The organism is Oceanobacillus oncorhynchi, assembly GCF_000821065.1.
Taxonomy (GTDB): domain Bacteria; phylum Bacillota; class Bacilli; order Bacillales; family Amphibacillaceae; genus Oceanobacillus; species Oceanobacillus oncorhynchi.
Window position 1 is genome coordinate 715,420 of sequence record NZ_CDGG01000001.1, and the last position, 20,420, is coordinate 735,839.

A 20,420-nucleotide genomic window follows, 5' to 3' on the forward strand; every position below is an offset into this window, starting at 1 on the left:
ACAGATTGGAGTTTATAAAAAATGAAAACTATTGCTATCGTTGGTGCAGGCCCTGGATTAGGATTGTCTATAGCAAAAAAATTCGGAGAGAAGGGTTTTAGGGTAGCGACCATTGCAAGGAATCCTGAGAAATTAGCAATTATCGAACGTAAACTCAAGGAACTAAATATTGAAACACAATCTTTTGTAGCCGATGTTACGAACTTAGCTGCCTTAAAACAAGCTATTCAATCAGCTAAAAAAGCATTCGGTTCGATTGATGTACTAGAATTTAGCCCCTATGCTAAGGAGGATATATTCACTTCTGTGCTTGAAACGAAGCCGCAAAGTGTAGTAGATATTATGAACAGCTATTTGTTGGCTGGCATTCTTTCCGTGAATGAGGTGCTACCAGATATGATAAGTAACGGTTCTGGTGCCATATTATTCACAACAGGCGTATCTACTATTTTCCCTTTACCATATGCGGGAAATGCCGGAATCGTTGGGGCTGGTATGCGTAATTATGCCTTAAACCTGCACAATGAGTTGAAAGAAAAAGGGGTGTTTATCGGACATCTTTCAATCGGAGCCATGATACAACCTGGAACAGAAGGAGACCCAGATCTTATTGCTGAAGCTTGGTATAACTTATATGAGAATAATGACCATTTTGAAGAAGTATTCCCTCCAGGACTCGATCAAACTATACTTCTTGGCGGAAATTAATATAAAGGAGATAAGACAACTATTGAAATGATAGTTGTCTTATCTCTTTTTCCAGTACTTAGTGCAACATTTAGCTATTTACCTCTCTGTCAAAATTAACATGAGTATCCTGTTTTATTAGGAAGTATTATTCAACTAAATGGCCCGATTGTTGAATACTGTTCTGATTGAAAACCAATCAAATTCGTACAACAAGCATAACATTTATAATTTAATATACGTATGTTTTTTATGTGAAGTGGTAATCACCTGTCATTTACTGGTACATTCCGTGTCATTCAGTGGTAAAAACTATGTCAGAGGTGGTACATTTCAATGGCTGTAATCAGTCTGTATTCCAATGCCTTCGCATTAAAAGTAGACTCTTTTATTATCTGTATATAACACACGTTATTTATCATCAATCGCTAACTCATTCTGCAAAAAATCCCAAAAACGGCTTAAACGCTCTGCATTCTCCATAGGATTTTCACCAATCTTTTCAAGAAGCTTTAACTCCTTCATTCTTTGTATAGCCCTCAATTCAGATTCATTCAAAGCCAAATCATCAGAAACGGAATAGTAGACAGGATGCTGAGGAGTATCTATTTTACCCAATAAATAATCAATGGATACCTGAAAGAATTCCGCAATCTTATAAAGTGTCTCTAATGAAGGTTCGTTTCTGATCCGGCATCTCTTCTAATTCCGATGCGAAAAAGCTTGAAAGATTGGTATCAAGTGCTTTTAATATATTTTCTAGCATTTCTATATCTGGTTTTGAGCGCCCATTTTCAAATTTACTTATATATGATTGTGAAACGCTAACTTTATCAGCGAGTTCTTGTGTAGACATATTTTTTGACTTCCGAAGTGCTCTTAATTGTTTGCCAATTTTATTGTTATTCATCGTACCATGCCCCTTTTAGAATCATCTAACTGCTAAATTAACTAAGAAAAAGAAAGGAGACAATATTTTTTTAGAAGCATAGTAAGTATAGAAGTAAAAAACGAGTCTGCATCCAAATATCTTCCTATTAAGAGCGGGCTCGTTTCATTATCAATAATAACTTGCTTTATTTTTCATCAATTGCTAACTCTGTCTTTATAAATTCCCAACAGCGGTTTAACCGTTCTGTATTTAATTTAGAGTTTTCACCGACTTTTTCAAGAAGATTTAATTCCTTCATTCTTTGAATAGCACTTAATTCCGACTCATTCAAAGTTAGTTCATTGGAAATTGGATAATAGACAGGATGTTGAGGAGTATCTATTATGCCTAATAAATAATCAATGGATACTTGAAAGAAATTAGCAATTTTATAAAGTGTTTCTAATGAAGGTTCGTTTTTACCTTGTTCATAATAACCATATGCGCTTGTTGTTAGATTCAGTTCTTTCGCTACATTCTCTTGCTTATATCCAAGTTCAACTCGAAGGTCTATTAACCGTTCTTTAAACACGTCCATGTATAGATTTCCTCCTTACTATTAGTAAAATTATATCGTCATAAAAGGTTTATTTTTTCTTGAACAATAATTAATTGTTTTTATGTATATACAAACAATATTTGTTTGTGTATAATGGATTTTAATAGTTAGAATAGTTAGTTGATATTGAGCTACTCTGTGTTGAGATAAAAGGTTAGTAGAGTAGATAAAAAATTTAAATACATAAGCTCTCAAAGGTCAGACCATGAGACATACTACCATTAACAGGAGAAAACCAATGAAACCACTATTTGAAAAAATACCGCAGCGAGATTCCATACGTGAGATTATAATGAATCAGTTTACGAAAATGATTAAAGAAGGGGAGCTGTCCATAGGTGATAAAATCCCTCCTGAACGAAATCTGGCAGAACAGTTTGGTGTCGGGAGGTCGACGATCCGAGAAGCGATTAAAAGTATGACTTCCATGGGATTGCTTGAAGCAAGGTTAGGGGAAGGCACCTTTGTGCGAAAAGTGGATTCGGATGATATTAAACAACAGCTGCAATGGGGACTATACCTTGATCCGGTTCCTTTTAACGAATTGATTGAATTAAGAAAGGTTTTAGAACTGGAAACTGTGAAGCGGGCTGCTTTAAACCGGACAGCAGAAGAGATCATCGAATTAGAATCCTGGATTAATGAAATGAAGCAAGAAGGGAAGGTACATCACAATAAGAAAAATGATTTGATGTTTCATATGACTATAGCTAAGGCGAGTAATAACAAAATGATTTATAATCTGCTGGATTTAATTCGAATGTCGCTGGAAGAATGGTTTGAAAATGTACTGAAGAATCCCGAGCATGTGAAGAACTCGATTGCGGAGCATCAATTAATATTAGAAGCAATTATACAACAGGATGTTGCGCAGGCGGTAAAGGTGATGGAAGCACATCTGGAACGCGGCGAACAGAGGTTGTTTGAGCAAATTAATCAAAATAAGGATGGCTAAGTAATCAATCTATGATTTATCACGGAGAAGCGTCCGTAAAACTCCTGCCTTCAAATAAAGAGTAAACACAAATTTATTTTGGCGGGAGATAACTGACGCTAACTCTCTGAATCACTTAGGCTAATTCAGTGGAAGAAGAACAAACACTCCCACTGAATGAAGTTTCGTTTTATATCCTTAAAGGGGGTGATGCAAAGCTATATTGTCTGGAAAATAAAAAATGCAAAAGGGAGGGAAATACGTTTCATGAAAAAACTCATTTTTATTTTAGGACTGTTTACTGTTCTCGTCATGTATGGCTGCGGAGGTTCCAGCAGTGAGACGAATGCGGAAGAAGAAGTAGTAGAAATCAGTATTGGGCATGTTGGGGCGCCGGTCAGTCCACAACAAGGGGCAGCAGATATCTTTACGGAATTGGTAGAAGAAAAAACAGGCGGCTCCGTTGAAATTAAAATCTATAATTCATCCCAGCTCGGTGACGAAAGAGAGCTTGTGGAAGGGGTGCAGATGGGAACAATCGATGGAGGGATTATTTCCGCAGGCTTGTTTGCTTCCAGCTACAATGTAATGGAAGCGTTTGAAGTACCGTTCTTATTTGAAGATACCGAGCATACATTAGCGGTCAACAATGGAGAGATAGGCAGAGAAGTATTGGATAATCTCGAAGCAAACGCAGGATTGAAAGCCCTTTCTTTGTGGGAGCATGGATTTAGACAGATTACCAATTCAAGAGGACCTATTGATACACCAGAGGATTTACAGGGACTTAAAATAAGAAGTCCGGAAGTACAATCGTACAGTGTTGCTTTGCAGGAATTTGGAGCGAACCCGATTCCGCTGTCTTTTTCAGAGTTATATGTAGCGATGGACAGAGGAGTTGTGGACGGTCAGCATAATCCGTTAATGCATATTGAAGGACAGCGATTCTACGAGGTACAGGATTATCTGACGGTCATGGATTTTGCTTATACACCAAATGTTCTGGCGTTGAGTGATTCGATATGGGAGCAGTTGTCAGAGGAGCAGCAGAATGCATTGGATGAGGCGGCATTAGAAACGGCAGAGCTTTGGGCAGAAGAAGCTGCCGAAGAAAATGAAGAAATCCTAACCGAATTAGAAGACAAAATAGAAATTATTCATAAGGAAGACCTGGATTGGGAGGCGTTTAAGCAAGTTGTAGAAGATGTTTATCCAGTCTATGAAGAAGAGTATGGCAGCGAATTTGTTCAATTCTTAGAAGAAGTACAAGCTGCAGCAAATTAAATAGACATGATTTTATCAGAAAATAAATTGCTAGAAAGGATGTATCACATAATGAAAGAAACAAGAGTACAGTATGCAACTGGAGAAATCGGTAAAACCGTAGCGGGGAGATTATTGCCGGGAACGGATTTAATTACTGGGATTGAAGAAATCTGTAAAGCGAATGATATTACGTATGCGTCTATTGCCAACTGCTTTGGCAGTTTTCAAGAAGCGGCCTATATGTATCTCGTTCCACAAGAAGAATCTGTCGTCGGTGCCGGATATGGCGAATTATTTGTGGCAGACGGTCCAGTCGAGTTTTTAAATGGTACGGGCGTTGTTTGTCAGCGGGACGGAGATTATGATACGCATTTTCACGCTACGATGTGTGATAAAGAAGGAAAGGTATTCGGCGGGCACATGGTGAAGGATAAAACACCGGTTCTGACAACTGTTGATCTGGTCATTAATGAAGTGAAACATGTGCATATGTATCGCGATTATGATAAAGAGACAGAACTAATTCAATTTAATCCGAAAGCAAAAGCATAGATGGCTAAAATAACGCATTAAAAAAGACATAGCCATCTGAACCAAGAACATCTCCGACAATGTTGTTCAGATGGCTATGCAAATCAATTATAAGGAGATTATACGATATGAATAACAAAAATTCAATTGGTTTCATCGGTTTAGGTGTCATGGGATTCCCCATGGCCAGCAATTTATTACGGGAAGGCAAAGAACTAGTCGTTTTTGATATTAATGCCGAACAAGCAGCGCGGCTTCCCTATCAGGAGCGTGTGACCATTGCATCCTCGAAGGAAGAATTAGCAAAACAGGTTGATATGGTACTGCTTATGCTGCCAAACAGTCCGCATGTGAAAGAAGCAGTGACTGGAGAGGGCGGGCTAATAGAGAGTTTGCCGGCTGGAGCTTTACTTATTGATATGAGCAGTATTTCTTCCACGGTTACAAAGGAAATAAATAAAAAGCTGGAGGAAAAGAACATCGACATGCTCGATGCGCCTGTCAGCGGCGGCCAGAATGGAGCTATGAATGGAGCATTGACCTTTATGGTTGGAGGAAAAAAAGCGAATTACTATAAAGCACTTGAATTGCTGCAAATCATGGGAGAAAAAGTGATTCATTGCGGGGAAGTTGGGAGCGGTCAGACAGTGAAGATTGTTAACCAGCTGATGTCTGCAGTAAACCTAGTCAGCATGTCAGAAGGATTTACGTTAGGCGTCAAAGGAGGCGTTGATCCGGAAATTATGCGTGAGGTTATTTTAAATGGTTCTGGAAGATGCTGGGCACTTGAGGATAGAATGCCGGTTATTTTAGATCGGAATTTTGAACCGGGCTTTACGGTCGATTTGCATACAAAAGATATCTCCTTGGCGCTGGAAGTGGGGAAAGAACTGCAGGTACCGTTATATGCCACCTCGCTCGTCCATGAACTATTTAAAACATTACAGGCGAAAGGGGAAGGTGGAAAGGATAATTCGGCAGTGATTACGTTATACGAAGCGTTAGCAGAAACGGAAGTAATCAAACGGAATAAGGCGGTAATACAATGACTTCGGCCGTCGTTTTATTTGTATCTTTTCTTATCTTTTTGCTGCTGGGAATACCAGTCGCTTTTGGGCTGGCAGGGGCCTCTATCCTATCCTTGCTAATGATAGATTCTGGTATGATGACACAGGTTTTTTCAAAGATGTTTTCTGGCGCAAATTCCTGGCTGCTACTAGCCATCCCGTTTTTTATCCTTGCCGGTAATATCATGGAAAAGGGCGGGGTAACCAGACGTCTGGTTGATTTTGCAGATGCACTTGTCGGATTTCTGCCGGGCGGTCTCTCAGCAACAAATGTGACGGCCAGTATGTTTTTCGGAGGAGTCTCTGGTTCCGCTGTAGCTGATACGTCTGCGACAGGAACGATACTGATTCCGGCAATGGTCAGGCAGGGCTACAGCTCCAAGTATTCAGCAGCCATTACAGCTGCTTCATCGCCTATTGGAATTATTATACCACCAAGTATCCCGATGATATTATGGGGCTTCACTGCCGGTCTTTCGGTAGCTGATTTATTTTTAGCTGGTATCGGAGCGGGGATTTTAGTCGGTGTTGCTTTATTAGCAGCGTCTACGGTGGTTTCGATAAAAAGAGGGTATAAGTCATCGATTCCTTTCTCATTTAAAAATGTATTCGGGAAAGGGAAAGAAGGTATTTTAGCTTTGGTCACACCAGCAATTATCATTGTTGGAATTATTACCGGGGTTGTTACCCCAACGGAAGCGGCAGTTGTCGCTGTGATCTATTCGATGATACTTGGTTTCTTTGTATACCGAGAATTAAAAATCAAGCACCTGAAGGATATTATTATTAATTCCGGCAAAATGACTGCCACGGTTATGATGATTATTATTAGCGCATCAGCTTTTTCTTACTTGTTGACTATTAACGATGTACCGAGCAGTTTGGCTGGTTTTGTGATTGACATGAATCTATCACCCTTTTTGCTGATGCTTATGTTTATTTTGTTATTCCTGTTTTTAGGAATGTTCTTAGATGCCAATGCAGCTATTATTATGACGGTTCCTGTGATTGCTCCGGTAATTGTCGCGTCTGGAATCGACCCGATTCATGCCAGCGTTGTATTAATTGCAACATTAGGGGTAGGATTGTTGACGCCTCCAGTAGGCTTATGTACGTATGTGGCTGCCGGGATTGCGAATTTGAGGTTTGACGAACTGATGCGGGATCTTGTCCCATTTGTCATCGTGTTATTAACATGCGTTATTCTCATGCTCGTATTTCCGCAGATTATTACATTTATACCGAGCTTATTAAATGGATAGAAGAGAGGTGAAATTTACATGTTGATTTCAAAGGTAAGTAAAAGCTTGGACAGGCTATGCATACTTCTGTTAGTTGTAATTACAGCAGTGATGACAGGCAGCCTGGTCATCATGATTTTTGGCAGGAATTTCTTTAACACTTCCTTTGCGTCCTTGGAAGAAATCTCAAGATATACGTTTGTATGGCTGACCTTTATCGGTGCAGCAATTGCTTTTAAACGAAAAGAACACATGGGGATGGATTTTATCGTCAGTAAATTAAGAGGAAAAGCAGCAAAATATGTGGAAGCCTTGCAGGATATTTTTGCGCTGATTCTATTTGCTTTGTTTATCTATTATGGGGCCGAGTTAGCGATACTTAATATGAATGTAGTCAGTCTCCAATCAGGGATTCCAATGGGGTACGTCTATTTCATCATTCCGATATCCGGTTTCATTATGGCAGTACATGCCATAGATCATATGATAAAAAGAGCGAATAAGAAAAATAGTCATTATGAAATAGTAAATAATGAAGCATCTTCTATATAGGAGATAGTATATTCCTGATGGAGGGATTGACAAATGCAGTTAGAAGAAAGACTCTTAAGCTTCTATGGGGATGATTTTACAGGTTCAACTGATGCAATGGAGGCATTGACACTTAGCGGTTTACGAACCATTTTATTTTTAGAACCGCCTACCAAAGAACTGCTTGATGAAAAGTTTACAGATGTAGCCTGTATCGGAGTTGCCGGGATCAGCCGAACGATGAGTCCAGAGCAAATGGAAACAGATTTGAAGCCGATATTAAAACAAATCCAAGAACTCGGTGCATCGATTAATCACTATAAAATATGCTCTACCTTTGATTCTTCCCCGACGGTGGGGAATATCGGAAGAGTGCTGGAAATGATTTTAGATATAAATCATACGCAAGCCTTTGTCCCTATCATTGCAGGAGCAACACCATTACAGCGTTATACCGTGTTCGGCAATCATTTTGCCAGAGTGGATAGTAAAACGTTTCGTCTGGATGAGCACCCTGTGATGTCGAGGCATCCGATTACGCCGATGCAGGAAGCTAATTTAATCAAACATTTGAGTAAACAAACGAGTTATCCGGTTGATTTGGTAGATGTTTTATCCATGGATGATCATTTTACCGAGCTTGAAGCAACGGTGGAGCGAATCGTTACAAAGCAAAAACCAAAGGGACTTCTATTTGATATGCTGACAAGCAATCATTTAACGAAAATAGGAAAGTTTATTTACGAAGAATCTAAAGAGAAGCCACTATTTGTCATAGGCTCCTCTGGAGTGGAATATGCGTTGACGAATTATTGGAGTTCTATGCAGGACCTGAAGAAACAGGAAGCTAACGTGGATAAGATAAATAAGACAGAAAAAGAGCAGATATTGGTTGTTTCCGGAAGCTGTTCCCCGATTACTTCTGAACAAATCAAACATGCTTTAGACAATGGATTCACTGGTTTAAAAGTTTCTCCTGTTAAATTGATAGATCCGAAAACAGGCTCATCCTATTTTAATGACCTTATGAAGACAGTTACGGAATTGATTAATGCAGGGGAGAACGTCATCGTTTACTCAGCACTTGGATCGGATGATTCATCAATTGAGGAAACAAGAGAATACCTGCAATCTATCGGAGCAGAACCTACCAGCAGCGGACAGCTTCTAGGCGAGCAGTTCGGAAAATTAATAAAAAAGACAGTAGAAAATACATCCTTAAACCGCATCGTCATTGCTGGAGGAGATACATCAAGCTATGCGACACAGGAAATGGGTATTTATGCATTAGAAATGATACGCAGTGTCGCTCCAGGGGCGCCTCTTTGTAAATCGTATTCAAATACGCAACGATTTGATGGAGTGGAGATAGCCTTAAAGGGAGGCCAGCTGGGTCAAGTCGATTACTTTTCTAAAGTGCATCTGGGAAGCAACGTAACTGTATAGAGGAGACGATTGGAGGGAGGATCAATGGATATAGAATCAAAAATCATTCATACCGGAAATGAATTACTGCAGAAGCATCTCACATGGGGAAATTCCGGAAATATGAGTGTCCGTAAAAACGAAAATCAAATGATTATAACCGGTTCAGGGACAAATATGGGCAATCTGACAGAAGGTGATTGTGTTTTTGTTAATATCGAAACGCAAGCATGGGAGGGGACGAGGAAGCCTTCTAAGGAAATACCAATGCATCGCGCAATATATAGGAATCGGCCTGATGCCAACGTAGTTATTCATGCATCCCCGTTCTGGTCAACGCTTGTGGCTTGTTCGGAAGAGGTCATAGAATCGAAACTATTTATTGAATCGATGTATTATCTTGAGAAAATAGAAGAAGTCGCATATTTTCATCCGGGCAGTACAGCTTTAGGAGAAGAAGTTGGAGAGGCAGCGAAGAAGGCGAATGTTCTATTTTTGAAGAATCATGGGATTATTGTTTTCGATGATAGTGTGGAAGAAGCGATAATGCGGTTGGAAACGTTGGAGTTTACTTGTCGGATGATGGTTATGGCTAAGGCTTCGGGTGTGGCGTTGAGCGCGTTGTCCGATGATATCGTAAAGGACTTTTTGGAGAATTCGGGGTATAGGAATAGAGATAGATAAGTTGATATGGGTTTGGTGGGAGCTATTCATTCTGGTTGTTTTTGGCTGGGGAGGGTAGCTTTTTTAAAAATAAAATGATGAACAGAAACATATGATATCCCAAATTATCTAAAAGTATTACATATGTAGGTTTAATTTCAGCCATTGTAGATTTAATGAATAATTAGTTAATCTAATAGAATCATTCATTTTTCTCTATAATTGGTAATTCTAAAGTATAAGTTATTATTATGGAAGCTTAAGGTCAAAGAACGAGGCTAAGAAAAATTATTTTCCATAGGAGAAGCAAAATCAAAAAATACCTAATGCGTTGGTTAACCTTTCTTAAAGTATAGTTTATCTAGGGGGTGGGTGTTTTTCTATATTCTTAGCTATTAATCGTTTACAATGTTGCCTTTCTTTTTTGACGGTAGAACAACAAGAAAAGAACATCACAAAAAATTCTAATAATAAAAATGTTGACAAAGCTTTCAAACAATATTAATATAAGTATCAATCGTAAGGGCATGATAGACAATATATGAAAATAGGACAGTTGATAAAATGAGAGATTTTCTTAATAAAAATAGTAGCATCCCATTATATTATCAAGTTAAAGAAGTTATAAAAGAAAAGATAAAATCTGAGGAATGGAAAAATGATGAAAAAATACCAAATGAACTGGAGTTAGTAGAACAATTTAACGTCAGTAGATCAACAGTTCGACAGGCTATTTTGGAGTTAGTGAACGAAGGGTTATTGACAAGAAAAAAAGGGCATGGTACTTTTGTGAAAAAACTCCAACATGAAGGTAACTTTATGACTTTTTCTTATCCCGATGAACTTGGAAAAAAGCATATTCCAATTAGCGCCAAGGTTATAGAAGGGCCATTAGAATATTTGCATATCTTTAAGTTATATAACAGTAAAAAAATAAATGAAACAATTCGTTTAAGGTATTTTAAGGAAGATCCGGCTATTATTGAAAGAACTTATCTTCCCTATTATCTTTTTCCAGATATTTTAAATAAAGATATGGAAAAACCTATATATGATACTGTTATAGATGATTACAAGATTAATATAATTCGTCATAAAGTTTATATAGAACCAATATTACTTGATGAGTATGATGCTAATCTGTTAGGAGTTGATTCAGGTCAGCCTGCCTTAAAAACAACAAAGATATGCGAAACTTCAAACAACTTGCCAATATTATTAACTATAAGTATCTTTAGAGAAGATAGAAGTAAATTATTTTTTCAATATGATGTATAGGAATAAAGATATTTTTTATTTTTCTATATATGTACGTACATACTGACATGTATCCTCATTTCTAGGTTTATATATTTCTTAGGTACATATAAACCTAGAATAATTCAACTTTCGTATGTACGCACATACTAACATAAGAGGAGAGGATTGTTTCAATTGGATACTTTAGGAAATTGAAAATGCTTATTTATATTAGAATTACTTTTAATTTTACTTACATCCAATGATATAGTTAAAAAAAGAGAAAGAAGTAGAACCTAATATTGATGTATAAAGTTATGAATTAAGTAATTTTAGGGAAAATTGTAGTATCTTTATATAATTTCACAATTTATTGTAAGCGCATACTATATTGTGATATTCCCATAAAAATTAGTTGTTAAAAAGGAGGTGTTTAAAATTAAAAATACAAACTTAAACGACTTAAAAATTTGTATTATAGGTTCGGGCGATGGTGTTTAGCAGCAGCCACAGATTAACCTTACGAGGACATAAAGTTATATTAGCAGAATTAAGGAGAAAGGAGGAATACACCTTGAAACATTAGAAAGAACTGGATTAAAAGGTGAGTTTACTACAATTTATAAAGTAACAACAAATGTTTCTGAAGTAAAAATAGTATTAATTGTCACACCTTCTTTTCCTCATAAATAAATTGCAGACACTTTCTGATAAGGAGGAATTTTTGTAATGAGAGAACGCCTAAAATCAAATTTATCAAATAATATCATTACGCATCTATTTGCACCATCCATAGAAATAGAACAATACCGTTCGTTTGAATCGATGATGGAAGTAAATAAAGCACATCTAGTTATGCTAATTTCAGAAGGTATTATAAAACTTGAAGTTGGTAAAGAAATTATGGATTCATTAGAAGAAATCGGTGAAGCTGGTCCGGAGCAACTGGAAATTGATCCGAATCTGGAAGATTTATATTTTAATATAGAAGCAGTCTTGATTAATAAGGTAGGTAAAGAAATTGGCGGTCAGTTACACACAGGAAGGAGCAGAAATGATTTATATGCGACCGTACTTAGATTAAATAGCCGGAAGTCTGTGCTCGAAATCTGTCATTTGTTGATTGAGCTTCGTTATACGCTACTTACGCTTGCTGAAAAGTACAAAAATGCTGTGATGACGGCTTATACGCATATGCAGCCAGCTGAACCGATAACATTAGGACATTATCTTTCGGCAATACTTTATGCGTTAGATAGGGATTTTAGCCGATTCATAGCTGCTTTTCATCGTACGAATTATTCTCCTTTGGGAGCGGGAGCTACGGCATCAACGACATTTCCGATTAATAGGAAGCAGACAGCAAGATTGTTAGGCTTTATCAATCCAATGGGGAATTCGTTGGATGGGATTGCTTCTCGTGATTATTTGCTGGAAATTGTATCTGCAATGAATATCTTTGCAAACAATATGAGTCGTCTCAGTCAGGATCTGTATATTTGGTCGACCGATGAATTTGGACTTGTTGAAGTGGATGATTCTGTAGCTGCGAGCAGCAGTATTATGCCGCAGAAAAAGAATCCAATTACATTGGAACATATTAAAGCAAAGTCTGGACATGTGCTGGGCGGATTAGTTTCTATGACGAGCATTATGAAGAACACGCCATATGGACATTCACGGGACTTGGCAGGGGAGAGTCACAAAGGATTTTGGGAAGCTGTTTCTGAAATAAAGGCAGCTGCTGTTTTAATGAATGAAACGCTTGATACAGTAAGTTTTAAAGAAGAGCAAATGATAAAACGGGCGAAGAATAATTTTTCCACTGTCACAGAATTAGCCAATGTACTGGTAAGGGAAGGGGGGATTTCTTTTCGTGAAGCGCATCAGATTGTTGGCCAGCTTGTTAGTGAAATGATAGAAGCGAATACACCAGTCACTAAAGTTACATCAGAAGCAATCGGAAAAATTTCTTATCAACTATTAGGAAAAGAACTCGTTATTACAGAAGTTTCTATTAATAAAGCACTAGACCCAGCGGAGAATGCAAAGGCAAAAAATGCAGAAGGTGGTCCTGCACCAAACACTGTAGAATTGCAATTAGAAGCAATGAGGAACAAGCTTCATAAAGATCGTAAATGGTTAGAAGAGCAATATAAAGTTATAGAAGAGCGAAAAGAAGATTTATCGAATTTCATAAAATAACATTTTCATTAACTTATAGGAGGTCAATGTGTATGCTTAAAATATTGAATATTATTAAGGTTATGATTATTATTTGTGTAATTCTTGTTTTTGCTTATGGATGCTCAAATGATGAAGCTGGTGAAGCAGAAGGGCCAAACGACAGCTCTAACCTGTTATTGGGTACGTCAAGCCAAGGAGGAACCTATTATGTTTGGGGAGGCGGCTGGGCAGATATTATCGGAAATACACTTCCGGAAGTAGATGTGTCTGTAGAAGTGTCGGGTGGTCCAGCTTCGAATGTTCAATTAATTCAGAGTGGAGAAATGGACTTAGGATTTGTGACAACATGGTTGGGTGCAGAAGGATATAACGGCGAAGGATGGACAGATGTAGAACATGATAAGATTCGCGGGATGTTTATCATGTATCCGAGTGTAATGCATATGTATTCTCTGCAAGGAAATGGAATTAAGACAATAGCAGATTTTAGTGGAAATCATGTTAGTACTGGACCGCCAGGAAGTACAAGTGCAGAGGCGGGAGAAATATTGATGAATGCACTTGGTATTGAACCAGGCAAAGTAAGTAATATACCAACCAATACAGCCGTTGACGGGTTAAGAGATGGAACAAATGATGCGGGGTTTGCCATCACGGGATTACCAGGACCTTTTATGTTGGATTTAGAAACAACACATGATGTTCAGCATATAGGCTTATCTAATCAAGAAATGGAAACAGTTTTATCTGAAAATCCATATTGGGATTCTATCGTTATACCTGAAGATACCTATCAGCATTTAGAAGAAGATATCTCTGTAGTTGCTTTTTGGAATTTAGCTGTTGCATCGGAAGATTTATCAGAAGACTTAGTATATGACTTGGTGAAAACAACTTTTGAAAAACATGAAGAATTATTAGCAGTGGATCCGACAGCAAAAGATACCATTGCGGAGAATATTACGTATAGTACGGTTCCGCTTCATCCAGGTGCTATAAAGTACTATGAAGAACAGGGGATTGATATACCAGATGATCTTATCCCGCCAGAAATGGAATAGGGGATAAAATGATATTCAATTCTGTGGTACCAGGAGGTATATATGTCTAATAATTCAAAACCTGAGAATACCGAAGTAGAAGTGAAAAGTACAAAAAGAAGTCTAAAAGGATATCAATTGAAAGTGTTTATTACGATTGCATCCTTTATGTCATTATTTCATCTTTTTGTATTGGGATTTTACCCTATTACACCATGGGTATTATACACTGTCCATGTAGGATTGGGAGCGATATTGGTTTTTTTGGTCTATCCTTTTAAAAAGTCAACCAAAAGTGAAAGCGTAACCATCGTTGATATGTTACTGATTTTATCTGTTATCTTTGCAGGCACCTATCTTATATTGGAAATGGATCAGCTGATATATCGGATTGGTGTGGCACCAACTAATTTAGATTTAATCGTCAGTATCTTGTTAATTGGAGTTGTTTTGGAAATAACTCGAAGAACAACGGGACTTATCTTACCAATTTTGGCAATACTTTTTATCTTATATTCTTATTTCGGTGCGTATTTTCCCGGGATTTTAGAACATAGAGGATATGGATGGGATAGAGTTCTAAGTTATCTGATTAGTTTGGAAGGTATATTTAGTGTTCCAATTGGTGCGTCTGCGAGTTTTGTATTCCTATTTATCCTGTTTGGAGCTTTCTTGGCTGAATCTGGAGGGAGTAAATTCTTTATTAATTTTGCAATTGGAGCAACAGGAGGAAAACGGGGAGGCCCAGCTAAAGCAGCAGTATTATCCAGCGCACTATTTGGGTCTGTATCTGGAAATTCTGTAGCTAATGTTGTTTCTACGGGTGTATTTACAATTCCTTTAATGAAGAAAATTGGTTACTCGCCGAGATATGCAGGGGCGATTGAGTCGGTAGCTTCCACGGGTGGTCAGATTATGCCTCCGATATTGGGTTCAGCAGCTTTTATTATGGCACAGTTAGTAGGAGTTGCTTATTTAGATATTGTGGCAGCCTCTGTTATTCCTGCGCTATTATATTTTGTTACTGTCATTATTATTATCGACTTACAAGCTGCGAAGTTAGGTTTAAAAGGGATGCCAAGCCATATGCTTCCGAATTTAAAGCAAATCATCATCAAAGAAGGCTACCTGTTTATTCCATTGCTAGTCTTAATATTTGTAATGACTGTATTAAAAGCAAGTCCTATCAAAGCAGCGATTTGGGCAATCGCATCGATTATCGTGGTTACTATATGGAGAAAGAAAACGAGATTAGGGCCTAAAAGGATTATTAAAAGTCTATCTAATGGAGCAGATTCTGCTTTGGGTATGATTGCTGCCTGTGCAACTGCAGGTATTATTATCGGTGTACTTAATTTAACCGGAGCAGGCTTAAAATTTGCATCACTAATTATTTCTTTTTCAGGAGGGCACCTGTCAATTGCACTTGTTCTAACCATGTGCGCAACGATTATTTTAGGGATGGGACTGCCGACAACAGCAGCTTATCTAATTACTGCTGCAGTTGTTGCACCAGCATTAATTCAAATGGGAGTCGATCCGATCGGTGCGCATATGTTTGTATTTTACTTTGCATGTTTGTCTGCTTTCACGCCACCTGTGGCATTGGCAGCATATGCAGCAGCTGGAATTTCCCAAGCTAAGCCAATGCAAGTTGCTATGACGGCAATGAAAGTTGGCATTGTAGCATTTATCATTCCGTTTGTTTTTGTTTATGGTCCGGCTATTCTTTTGAATGGTTCGGTTATGGAGATTATTCTTGCTACAATTACTGCTTTAGCAGGTGCTTTTATGTTAGCGAGTGCAGTAGAAGGATGGTTTTTAGCAGCAAAAGCATCCATTGTTGTAAGAATTTTATTGATTAGCAGTGCTTTAATGATGATTATTCCTGGTATTTTAACAGATATTATTGGGATTGCAATTGTAGTATTGGCTGTTTTTTATCAAATTATTGTTAAAAAGAAAAGAACACATATAAAACAAGAAGAGGAGAATGCGATATGAAATTTACGATTATTGGAGCTGGAAATGGTGGACAAAGCATGGCGGCTCATTTAACTTCTATAGAACAGGATGTCATTTTATATGATGTGCAAACGGATTTGATTGCAGCGATTAATGAGCGTGGTGGAATCAAAGCGGAAGGTGTAGTGGAAGGTTTTTTTGCAAGTGTAGAAGCAACCACAGATATAGAGAAGGCTATGAAAGATACAGACGTCATTATGGTGACAACAACCGGACCAGCTCATAAACATGTTGCAAAGGCTGTTGTTCCATTTCTACAAGATGAACAGACGATTATGATTTTACCGGGGTATTGGGGAGCACTTGAGTTTAGAAATGTCTTCAAAGAGGCCGGTTGCGAAAAAAATGTATATGTTGCTGAAACAGAGTCACTTATCTACACCTGTCGTTCCATTGAGCCGGGATATGTCCGTATTCGAAAAATAAAAGAAGGATTAGAATTTGCAACGCTCCCAGCGGTGGATGGAGAAAAAGTAAAAAGTCAATTGATGGATGTTTATCCGCAGCTCAAATTGACGGATAGCGTTTTAACCACAACTTTGAATAACACAAATCCTGTTTTTCATGTGCCAATTACATTATTTAATGCAGGCAGAATTGAAGCAGAGGGAGACTTTTACTTTTACCCGGATGGAGCAACCCCTTCCATTGTTCAGATCATGGAAAAATTGGAAGAGGAGAAAAGACAGATTGCTGAAAAACTGCAAATAGATTTAGCTTCCTGTCAAGATTTGCTTGCCCGTTTCTATCAAGTAGAGGAAAAAAGCTTGTACGAAGCTCTTCAAAAAAATCCTGCTTATCAGACAGGAAAAGCACCCACAACGCTAAACTACCGTTATATCTACGAGGATATCCCATATGGGCTGTATCCGCTGGTGAAGCTGGGTGAACAATTAGGGGTAGAAATGAAAACAGCCAAGTTGCTCATAGAAACGGCTGAATTATTGGTTGATAAGGATTTACAAAAAGATGGGCTGGAATTATCTGATTTAGGTTTAGCTGATATGTCAGGCGATGAGATGAAGAAATATTTGATTGAAGGGGTGAAGCAGGGAGTTTAAAGGTATGAAGTGTGAGGGAACGGCTTAGAGATTAGAGTTTGTTTTAGTTGATTGATAGTAAATATGTTATTTAGGCACCTGGATTGGATTTGATCTGGGTGTTTTTTTGTTTGTTGGATGGGGTTATAAAAGGTAAAATAGGACTGATTTGGTTTATTAGAAATTAAATTAAAAAGTGGTGTAAGACTTCAACCTGAAGAGTGACTTTACAGTTATCGTTTACTGAACTGATTGTCCATACTTAGTAATAAGGGTAGACCATTGTCTGTGCTTTGTTTGAAGAGAATTAGGGGTCAGAGATTCCATATGTTCATCTAGGTAAAAATTATTAGAAAGCAAGTCATTAATAAATTGTTCTAACTCCAATTCATTGTATAGTAAAGAATCCGGTATGTTATGTTTTTCGCAGATTATTTTAACCATCTTTAATTTGTTAATAGTTAATCTGTAAACATGATTTTTATTTAAAATTGCTTTTTCATATAAAATTGCCTTCATCGTTTTGGGTATTTCTTTAACGGAATAGTGACCTTTAAAATATGAATTAAACGCTCTTTTTCACTTCTGCCAGGATAAACTAGACAAGGTATCCTTGAATCCCCGTTTATCTTTTTAAGGGCTGCATAATATTGAAACTTTTCAATCAGAATAAATTCACCTTTTCTTATTTCTTCTGCGACAAGAGAAACGATACGGCTTTTCTTACTTTTTTCGGCTTCAATAATTCGTTCTGCAGTTATGGTATTTTCGATTTTCTTGTAATAATAAGTATCAATATTATGCAAACTAATAAGCTTAACCTTCGATGTCATTGTTTTCACCTCAATTAAACATATGACACCTCTATATTGTCCAATACCTCTTTAATTCGAAATATTTAAATCCAGTATTTTAAAGGTTTACTGAGCTTAGTCAAACTATACTGCATTTTTACGAAGAGAAAAAATATTCATTAACTTGAAAATAACATAAATTCATTCCTGATTAGGCTGTATTTCTAATATGATGAGTCACTGATTTTCAACAGCCTTGCGGTACACGCCTCTAAGGAATGCTCTTATAGGGCTGTTGTCAAAACACCATTTGAAATGATGGTTGCTGACTTAATAACTTTTTCAAAAAATACCACCTATATATTGTGAATAAAACTACTTCACTATCAAAAAGGGAATTTACCAAATAATTCATTTAAATTCAAAACGATTACAATCCAAGATGACAGCATGTAATGTAAAATTTAGCCGAGTACTAATTTCTAATGGAAAAAATCTACCTAAAACAACCCCAAAGTACACCTACATATACACTAACTGCAAAGCAGGATGTAATTTCTTAAAAGTCTCATATTGTGCTGCATAAACCTCTACTCTTTCTTGATTCGGCGTATAGTTTTTACTAGGGATGTTTCTCACAAAACTATTAACAAACTGCCGATAAGATTCACACCATCCCAGCTCGATAAAAGCCGTAGACGCCACCCCGATAGATGGCAGATATTCACTATTTAACGGAACTCGAATGGGATGGTTCATAATATCTGTCATCATTTGACACCAATGATTGCTCTTTGAGACGCCGCCAATTAATGTAATCGTGCGTTGATCCTTTAAATCATACATTTCTAATGTTTGCTTTAAGGAGAAAGTGACCCCTTCCAGGGCTGCACGTGCTAAATCTTTTCGCTCTGTACGTGGGGTAATTCCCCAATAGGCACCTTTTGCTTGTGGGTCAATCATGGGGTTCCGTTCCCCGTTCAAATAAGGCAAAAATAATACACCGCCGCTGCCTGGCTCCGTTTGTTCGATTAACGTTTCAAATGTTTCATATTTATGTGCAACATGCTGGTCGATATACAATTGAGCTGCCCATTGGTGGACATTTCCCACATTAAGTAATGGTGCAACCGATATACGATGTGATTTTTCTACAAAAGCCAGATTAAAATGACTTTCGGATAAGGTGTCTAACTGTCCTTTATTTTTTTCTACAATGGCTAACCAGCCGGTTGTCCCCATATAAAAATAACAATCATTTTCATGGACTGCCCCGGCTCCGAGGGTGGTTGCTCCCGCATCACCCGTTCCATTGATGACAACAGTCGATGTCAAAAATCCGGTGACTTTACTAGCTTCTTCGGTGATTGTTCCTATGACACTATCTGCTTCTAGTAATGCAGGTAATTTTTCTTCATCGATCCTGCAAGTTTGATAGATTGTCTCGTTCCAGATGCGATTTTTAAGATCCATCATTCCTGTAGTTGCTGCAGTGATTGGATCGGTAACTGTTTCTTGAGTCAGTTTATAAATAACGTAGTCCTTTGAACTAAATACAAATTTCTTTGTATTCTCATACTGATCAGGGGAATGCTTTTCCAACCATTTGATTTTTGCCAGTGGTGTGGAGGAACTGACATTATTCCCTGTATAACTGCGAATTTCCGGACACTGCTTCGTTATCCATTTCGCTTCTTTTCCAGCTCTCATATCAGAGTATAAAATAGCGCGATATGCATCCGCTTCACTAATGGAAATGACATCTTCCATTTGGCCTGAAAAGGTTATTGCCCGAACAGATTCAGGAGAAATGCCGTTTTTCCACCAAAGCGATGTAATCTGTATGACCGCTTCCCACCAATCCGATGGTTGTTGTTCGATCATTCCTTCTTCGGAGACAAAGGTTGTTAATTCCACCGAATGTTCTTCCATAAGCTGTACGTCTTTATCCACCAAAATTCCTTTTACTGCGGTTGTTCCGATATCAAAAACAGCTACATATGTCATATTACCCCTACTTTTTCTATGATTGTTTTTATTCTTCAATAAATTGATATTATGCCGCTTCCTCTGCTAAAGCTACAAGCCGGACGAATTCACTGCCCGCAACTGTCCCATCATGACCTTGCTGTAGAATACTTCTTAGATTATAAAGTTGCATGCAAATATGTATGAGACTATTATACATGATTTTTTTAATGATTAATTGTCAGAAGACTCTGGAGTTATATTCGTAGAGAGCGGTCAAAGAATAATTGAT

Annotated in this window: 19 protein-coding genes; 14 read left to right on the forward strand and 5 right to left on the reverse strand. The window is 37.7% G+C overall.

All coding sequences use genetic code 11. The annotated features are described in order from the left end of the window. Positions 1–21 precede the first annotated feature (21 nt). Entirely contained in the window at positions 22–708 is a 687-nt protein-coding gene (locus tag BN997_RS03250; protein WP_042529641.1) for an SDR family NAD(P)-dependent oxidoreductase, read from the forward strand. Between the two features lie 390 nt (positions 709–1,098). Here the strand turns inward: BN997_RS03250 and BN997_RS22820 are convergent, their stop codons facing one another. The 3 genes from BN997_RS22820 to BN997_RS03260 all read right to left on the reverse strand — a co-directional run bounded on the left by BN997_RS22820 (position 1,099) and on the right by BN997_RS03260 (position 2,156). Further along, positions 1,099–1,305: a hypothetical protein gene (locus tag BN997_RS22820; protein WP_139088992.1), complete on the reverse strand. Its 207-nt coding sequence runs from the start codon at positions 1,303–1,305 to the stop codon at positions 1,099–1,101. Positions 1,306–1,342: 37 nt separating this feature from the next. After that, complete coding sequence (locus BN997_RS03255; protein WP_042529644.1) at positions 1,343–1,597, reverse strand: helix-turn-helix domain-containing protein; 255 nt, start codon at positions 1,595–1,597, stop codon at positions 1,343–1,345. A gap of 166 nt (positions 1,598–1,763) precedes the next feature. Beyond that, on the reverse strand, positions 1,764–2,156 hold the full coding sequence (locus BN997_RS03260) for a helix-turn-helix domain-containing protein (protein ID WP_042529646.1): 393 nt from the start codon (positions 2,154–2,156) through the stop codon (positions 1,764–1,766). A 259-nt stretch (positions 2,157–2,415) separates the two neighbouring features. Between BN997_RS03260 and BN997_RS03265 the strand changes: the two genes are divergently transcribed. The 13 genes from BN997_RS03265 (at position 2,416) to BN997_RS03325 (ending at position 17,387) form a co-directional block, all read left to right on the forward strand. Beyond that, complete coding sequence (locus BN997_RS03265; protein ID WP_042529648.1) at positions 2,416–3,132, forward strand: FadR/GntR family transcriptional regulator; 717 nt, start codon at positions 2,416–2,418, stop codon at positions 3,130–3,132. Positions 3,133–3,378: 246 nt separating this feature from the next. After that, positions 3,379–4,395: a TRAP transporter substrate-binding protein gene (locus BN997_RS03270; RefSeq protein ID WP_042535702.1), complete on the forward strand. Its 1,017-nt coding sequence runs from the start codon at positions 3,379–3,381 to the stop codon at positions 4,393–4,395. A gap of 51 nt (positions 4,396–4,446) precedes the next feature. Beyond that, on the forward strand, positions 4,447–4,929 hold the full coding sequence (locus tag BN997_RS03275) for a PPC domain-containing DNA-binding protein (RefSeq protein ID WP_042529650.1): 483 nt from the start codon (positions 4,447–4,449) through the stop codon (positions 4,927–4,929). A 107-nt stretch (positions 4,930–5,036) separates the two neighbouring features. Beyond that, a complete protein-coding gene (locus BN997_RS03280; protein ID WP_042529652.1) occupies positions 5,037–5,957 on the forward strand; it encodes an NAD(P)-dependent oxidoreductase in 921 nt (306 codons plus the stop codon). Next, entirely contained in the window at positions 5,954–7,237 is a 1,284-nt protein-coding gene (locus tag BN997_RS03285; RefSeq protein WP_042529654.1) for a TRAP transporter large permease, read from the forward strand. Before BN997_RS03280 ends, BN997_RS03285 begins: the two co-directional genes overlap by 4 nt. Positions 7,238–7,255: 18 nt before the next feature. After that, positions 7,256–7,768, forward strand: coding sequence for a TRAP transporter small permease (locus tag BN997_RS03290; protein WP_042529655.1), 513 nt, complete (start codon positions 7,256–7,258; stop codon positions 7,766–7,768). Positions 7,769–7,801: 33 nt separating this feature from the next. Further along, positions 7,802–9,193 carry a four-carbon acid sugar kinase family protein gene (locus tag BN997_RS03295; RefSeq protein ID WP_042529657.1) on the forward strand — a complete coding sequence of 464 codons (1,392 nt, stop codon included), beginning with the start codon at positions 7,802–7,804 and terminating at the stop codon, positions 9,191–9,193. Positions 9,194–9,217: 24 nt separating this feature from the next. Continuing rightward, positions 9,218–9,856, forward strand: a complete 639-nt coding sequence (locus tag BN997_RS03300; RefSeq protein ID WP_042529659.1) for a class II aldolase/adducin family protein — start codon at positions 9,218–9,220, stop codon at positions 9,854–9,856. Between the two features lie 543 nt (positions 9,857–10,399). Next, positions 10,400–11,113, forward strand: coding sequence for a GntR family transcriptional regulator (locus BN997_RS03305; RefSeq protein WP_042529660.1), 714 nt, complete (start codon positions 10,400–10,402; stop codon positions 11,111–11,113). A 690-nt stretch (positions 11,114–11,803) separates the two neighbouring features. Beyond that, entirely contained in the window at positions 11,804–13,279 is a 1,476-nt protein-coding gene (gene argH / locus BN997_RS03310) for an argininosuccinate lyase (RefSeq protein WP_052484880.1), read from the forward strand. Positions 13,280–13,311: 32 nt separating this feature from the next. Next, complete coding sequence (locus BN997_RS03315; protein ID WP_052484881.1) at positions 13,312–14,322, forward strand: TAXI family TRAP transporter solute-binding subunit; 1,011 nt, start codon at positions 13,312–13,314, stop codon at positions 14,320–14,322. A 42-nt stretch (positions 14,323–14,364) separates the two neighbouring features. Continuing rightward, positions 14,365–16,305, forward strand: coding sequence for a TRAP transporter permease (locus tag BN997_RS03320; RefSeq protein ID WP_042529662.1), 1,941 nt, complete (start codon positions 14,365–14,367; stop codon positions 16,303–16,305). Next, positions 16,302–17,387 carry an NAD/NADP-dependent octopine/nopaline dehydrogenase family protein gene (locus tag BN997_RS03325; RefSeq protein ID WP_042529664.1) on the forward strand — a complete coding sequence of 362 codons (1,086 nt, stop codon included), beginning with the start codon at positions 16,302–16,304 and terminating at the stop codon, positions 17,385–17,387. The genes BN997_RS03320 and BN997_RS03325 overlap by 4 nt, the downstream gene beginning before the upstream one ends. Positions 17,388–17,881: 494 nt before the next feature. Here BN997_RS03325 and BN997_RS03335 read toward each other — a convergent pair whose 3' ends face one another. Both BN997_RS03335 and BN997_RS03340 read right to left on the reverse strand, forming a co-directional pair. Next, entirely contained in the window at positions 17,882–18,199 is a 318-nt protein-coding gene (locus tag BN997_RS03335) for a hypothetical protein (protein ID WP_042529668.1), read from the reverse strand. A 483-nt stretch (positions 18,200–18,682) separates the two neighbouring features. Next, entirely contained in the window at positions 18,683–20,167 is a 1,485-nt protein-coding gene (locus BN997_RS03340) for a xylulokinase (protein ID WP_042529670.1), read from the reverse strand. Positions 20,168–20,420: the final 253 nt, after the last annotated feature.

Coding starts and splice junctions, on each gene's coding strand:
- BN997_RS03250 (WP_042529641.1), top strand. CDS start 22: ATGAAAACTATTGCTATCGTTGGTGCAGGCCCTGGATTAGGATTGTCT.
- BN997_RS03255 (WP_042529644.1), bottom strand. CDS start 1,597: ATGAATAACAATAAAATTGGCAAACAATTAAGAGCACTTCGGAAGTCA.
- BN997_RS03260 (WP_042529646.1), bottom strand. CDS start 2,156: ATGGACGTGTTTAAAGAACGGTTAATAGACCTTCGAGTTGAACTTGGA.
- BN997_RS03265 (WP_042529648.1), top strand. CDS start 2,416: ATGAAACCACTATTTGAAAAAATACCGCAGCGAGATTCCATACGTGAG.
- BN997_RS03270 (WP_042535702.1), top strand. CDS start 3,379: ATGAAAAAACTCATTTTTATTTTAGGACTGTTTACTGTTCTCGTCATG.
- BN997_RS03275 (WP_042529650.1), top strand. CDS start 4,447: ATGAAAGAAACAAGAGTACAGTATGCAACTGGAGAAATCGGTAAAACC.
- BN997_RS03280 (WP_042529652.1), top strand. CDS start 5,037: ATGAATAACAAAAATTCAATTGGTTTCATCGGTTTAGGTGTCATGGGA.
- BN997_RS03285 (WP_042529654.1), top strand. CDS start 5,954: ATGACTTCGGCCGTCGTTTTATTTGTATCTTTTCTTATCTTTTTGCTG.
- BN997_RS03290 (WP_042529655.1), top strand. CDS start 7,256: ATGTTGATTTCAAAGGTAAGTAAAAGCTTGGACAGGCTATGCATACTT.
- BN997_RS03295 (WP_042529657.1), top strand. CDS start 7,802: ATGCAGTTAGAAGAAAGACTCTTAAGCTTCTATGGGGATGATTTTACA.
- BN997_RS03300 (WP_042529659.1), top strand. CDS start 9,218: ATGGATATAGAATCAAAAATCATTCATACCGGAAATGAATTACTGCAG.
- BN997_RS03305 (WP_042529660.1), top strand. CDS start 10,400: ATGAGAGATTTTCTTAATAAAAATAGTAGCATCCCATTATATTATCAA.
- argH (WP_052484880.1), top strand. CDS start 11,804: ATGAGAGAACGCCTAAAATCAAATTTATCAAATAATATCATTACGCAT.
- BN997_RS03315 (WP_052484881.1), top strand. CDS start 13,312: ATGCTTAAAATATTGAATATTATTAAGGTTATGATTATTATTTGTGTA.
- BN997_RS03320 (WP_042529662.1), top strand. CDS start 14,365: ATGTCTAATAATTCAAAACCTGAGAATACCGAAGTAGAAGTGAAAAGT.
- BN997_RS03325 (WP_042529664.1), top strand. CDS start 16,302: ATGAAATTTACGATTATTGGAGCTGGAAATGGTGGACAAAGCATGGCG.
- BN997_RS03335 (WP_042529668.1), bottom strand. CDS start 18,199: ATGACATCGAAGGTTAAGCTTATTAGTTTGCATAATATTGATACTTAT.
- BN997_RS03340 (WP_042529670.1), bottom strand. CDS start 20,167: ATGACATATGTAGCTGTTTTTGATATCGGAACAACCGCAGTAAAAGGA.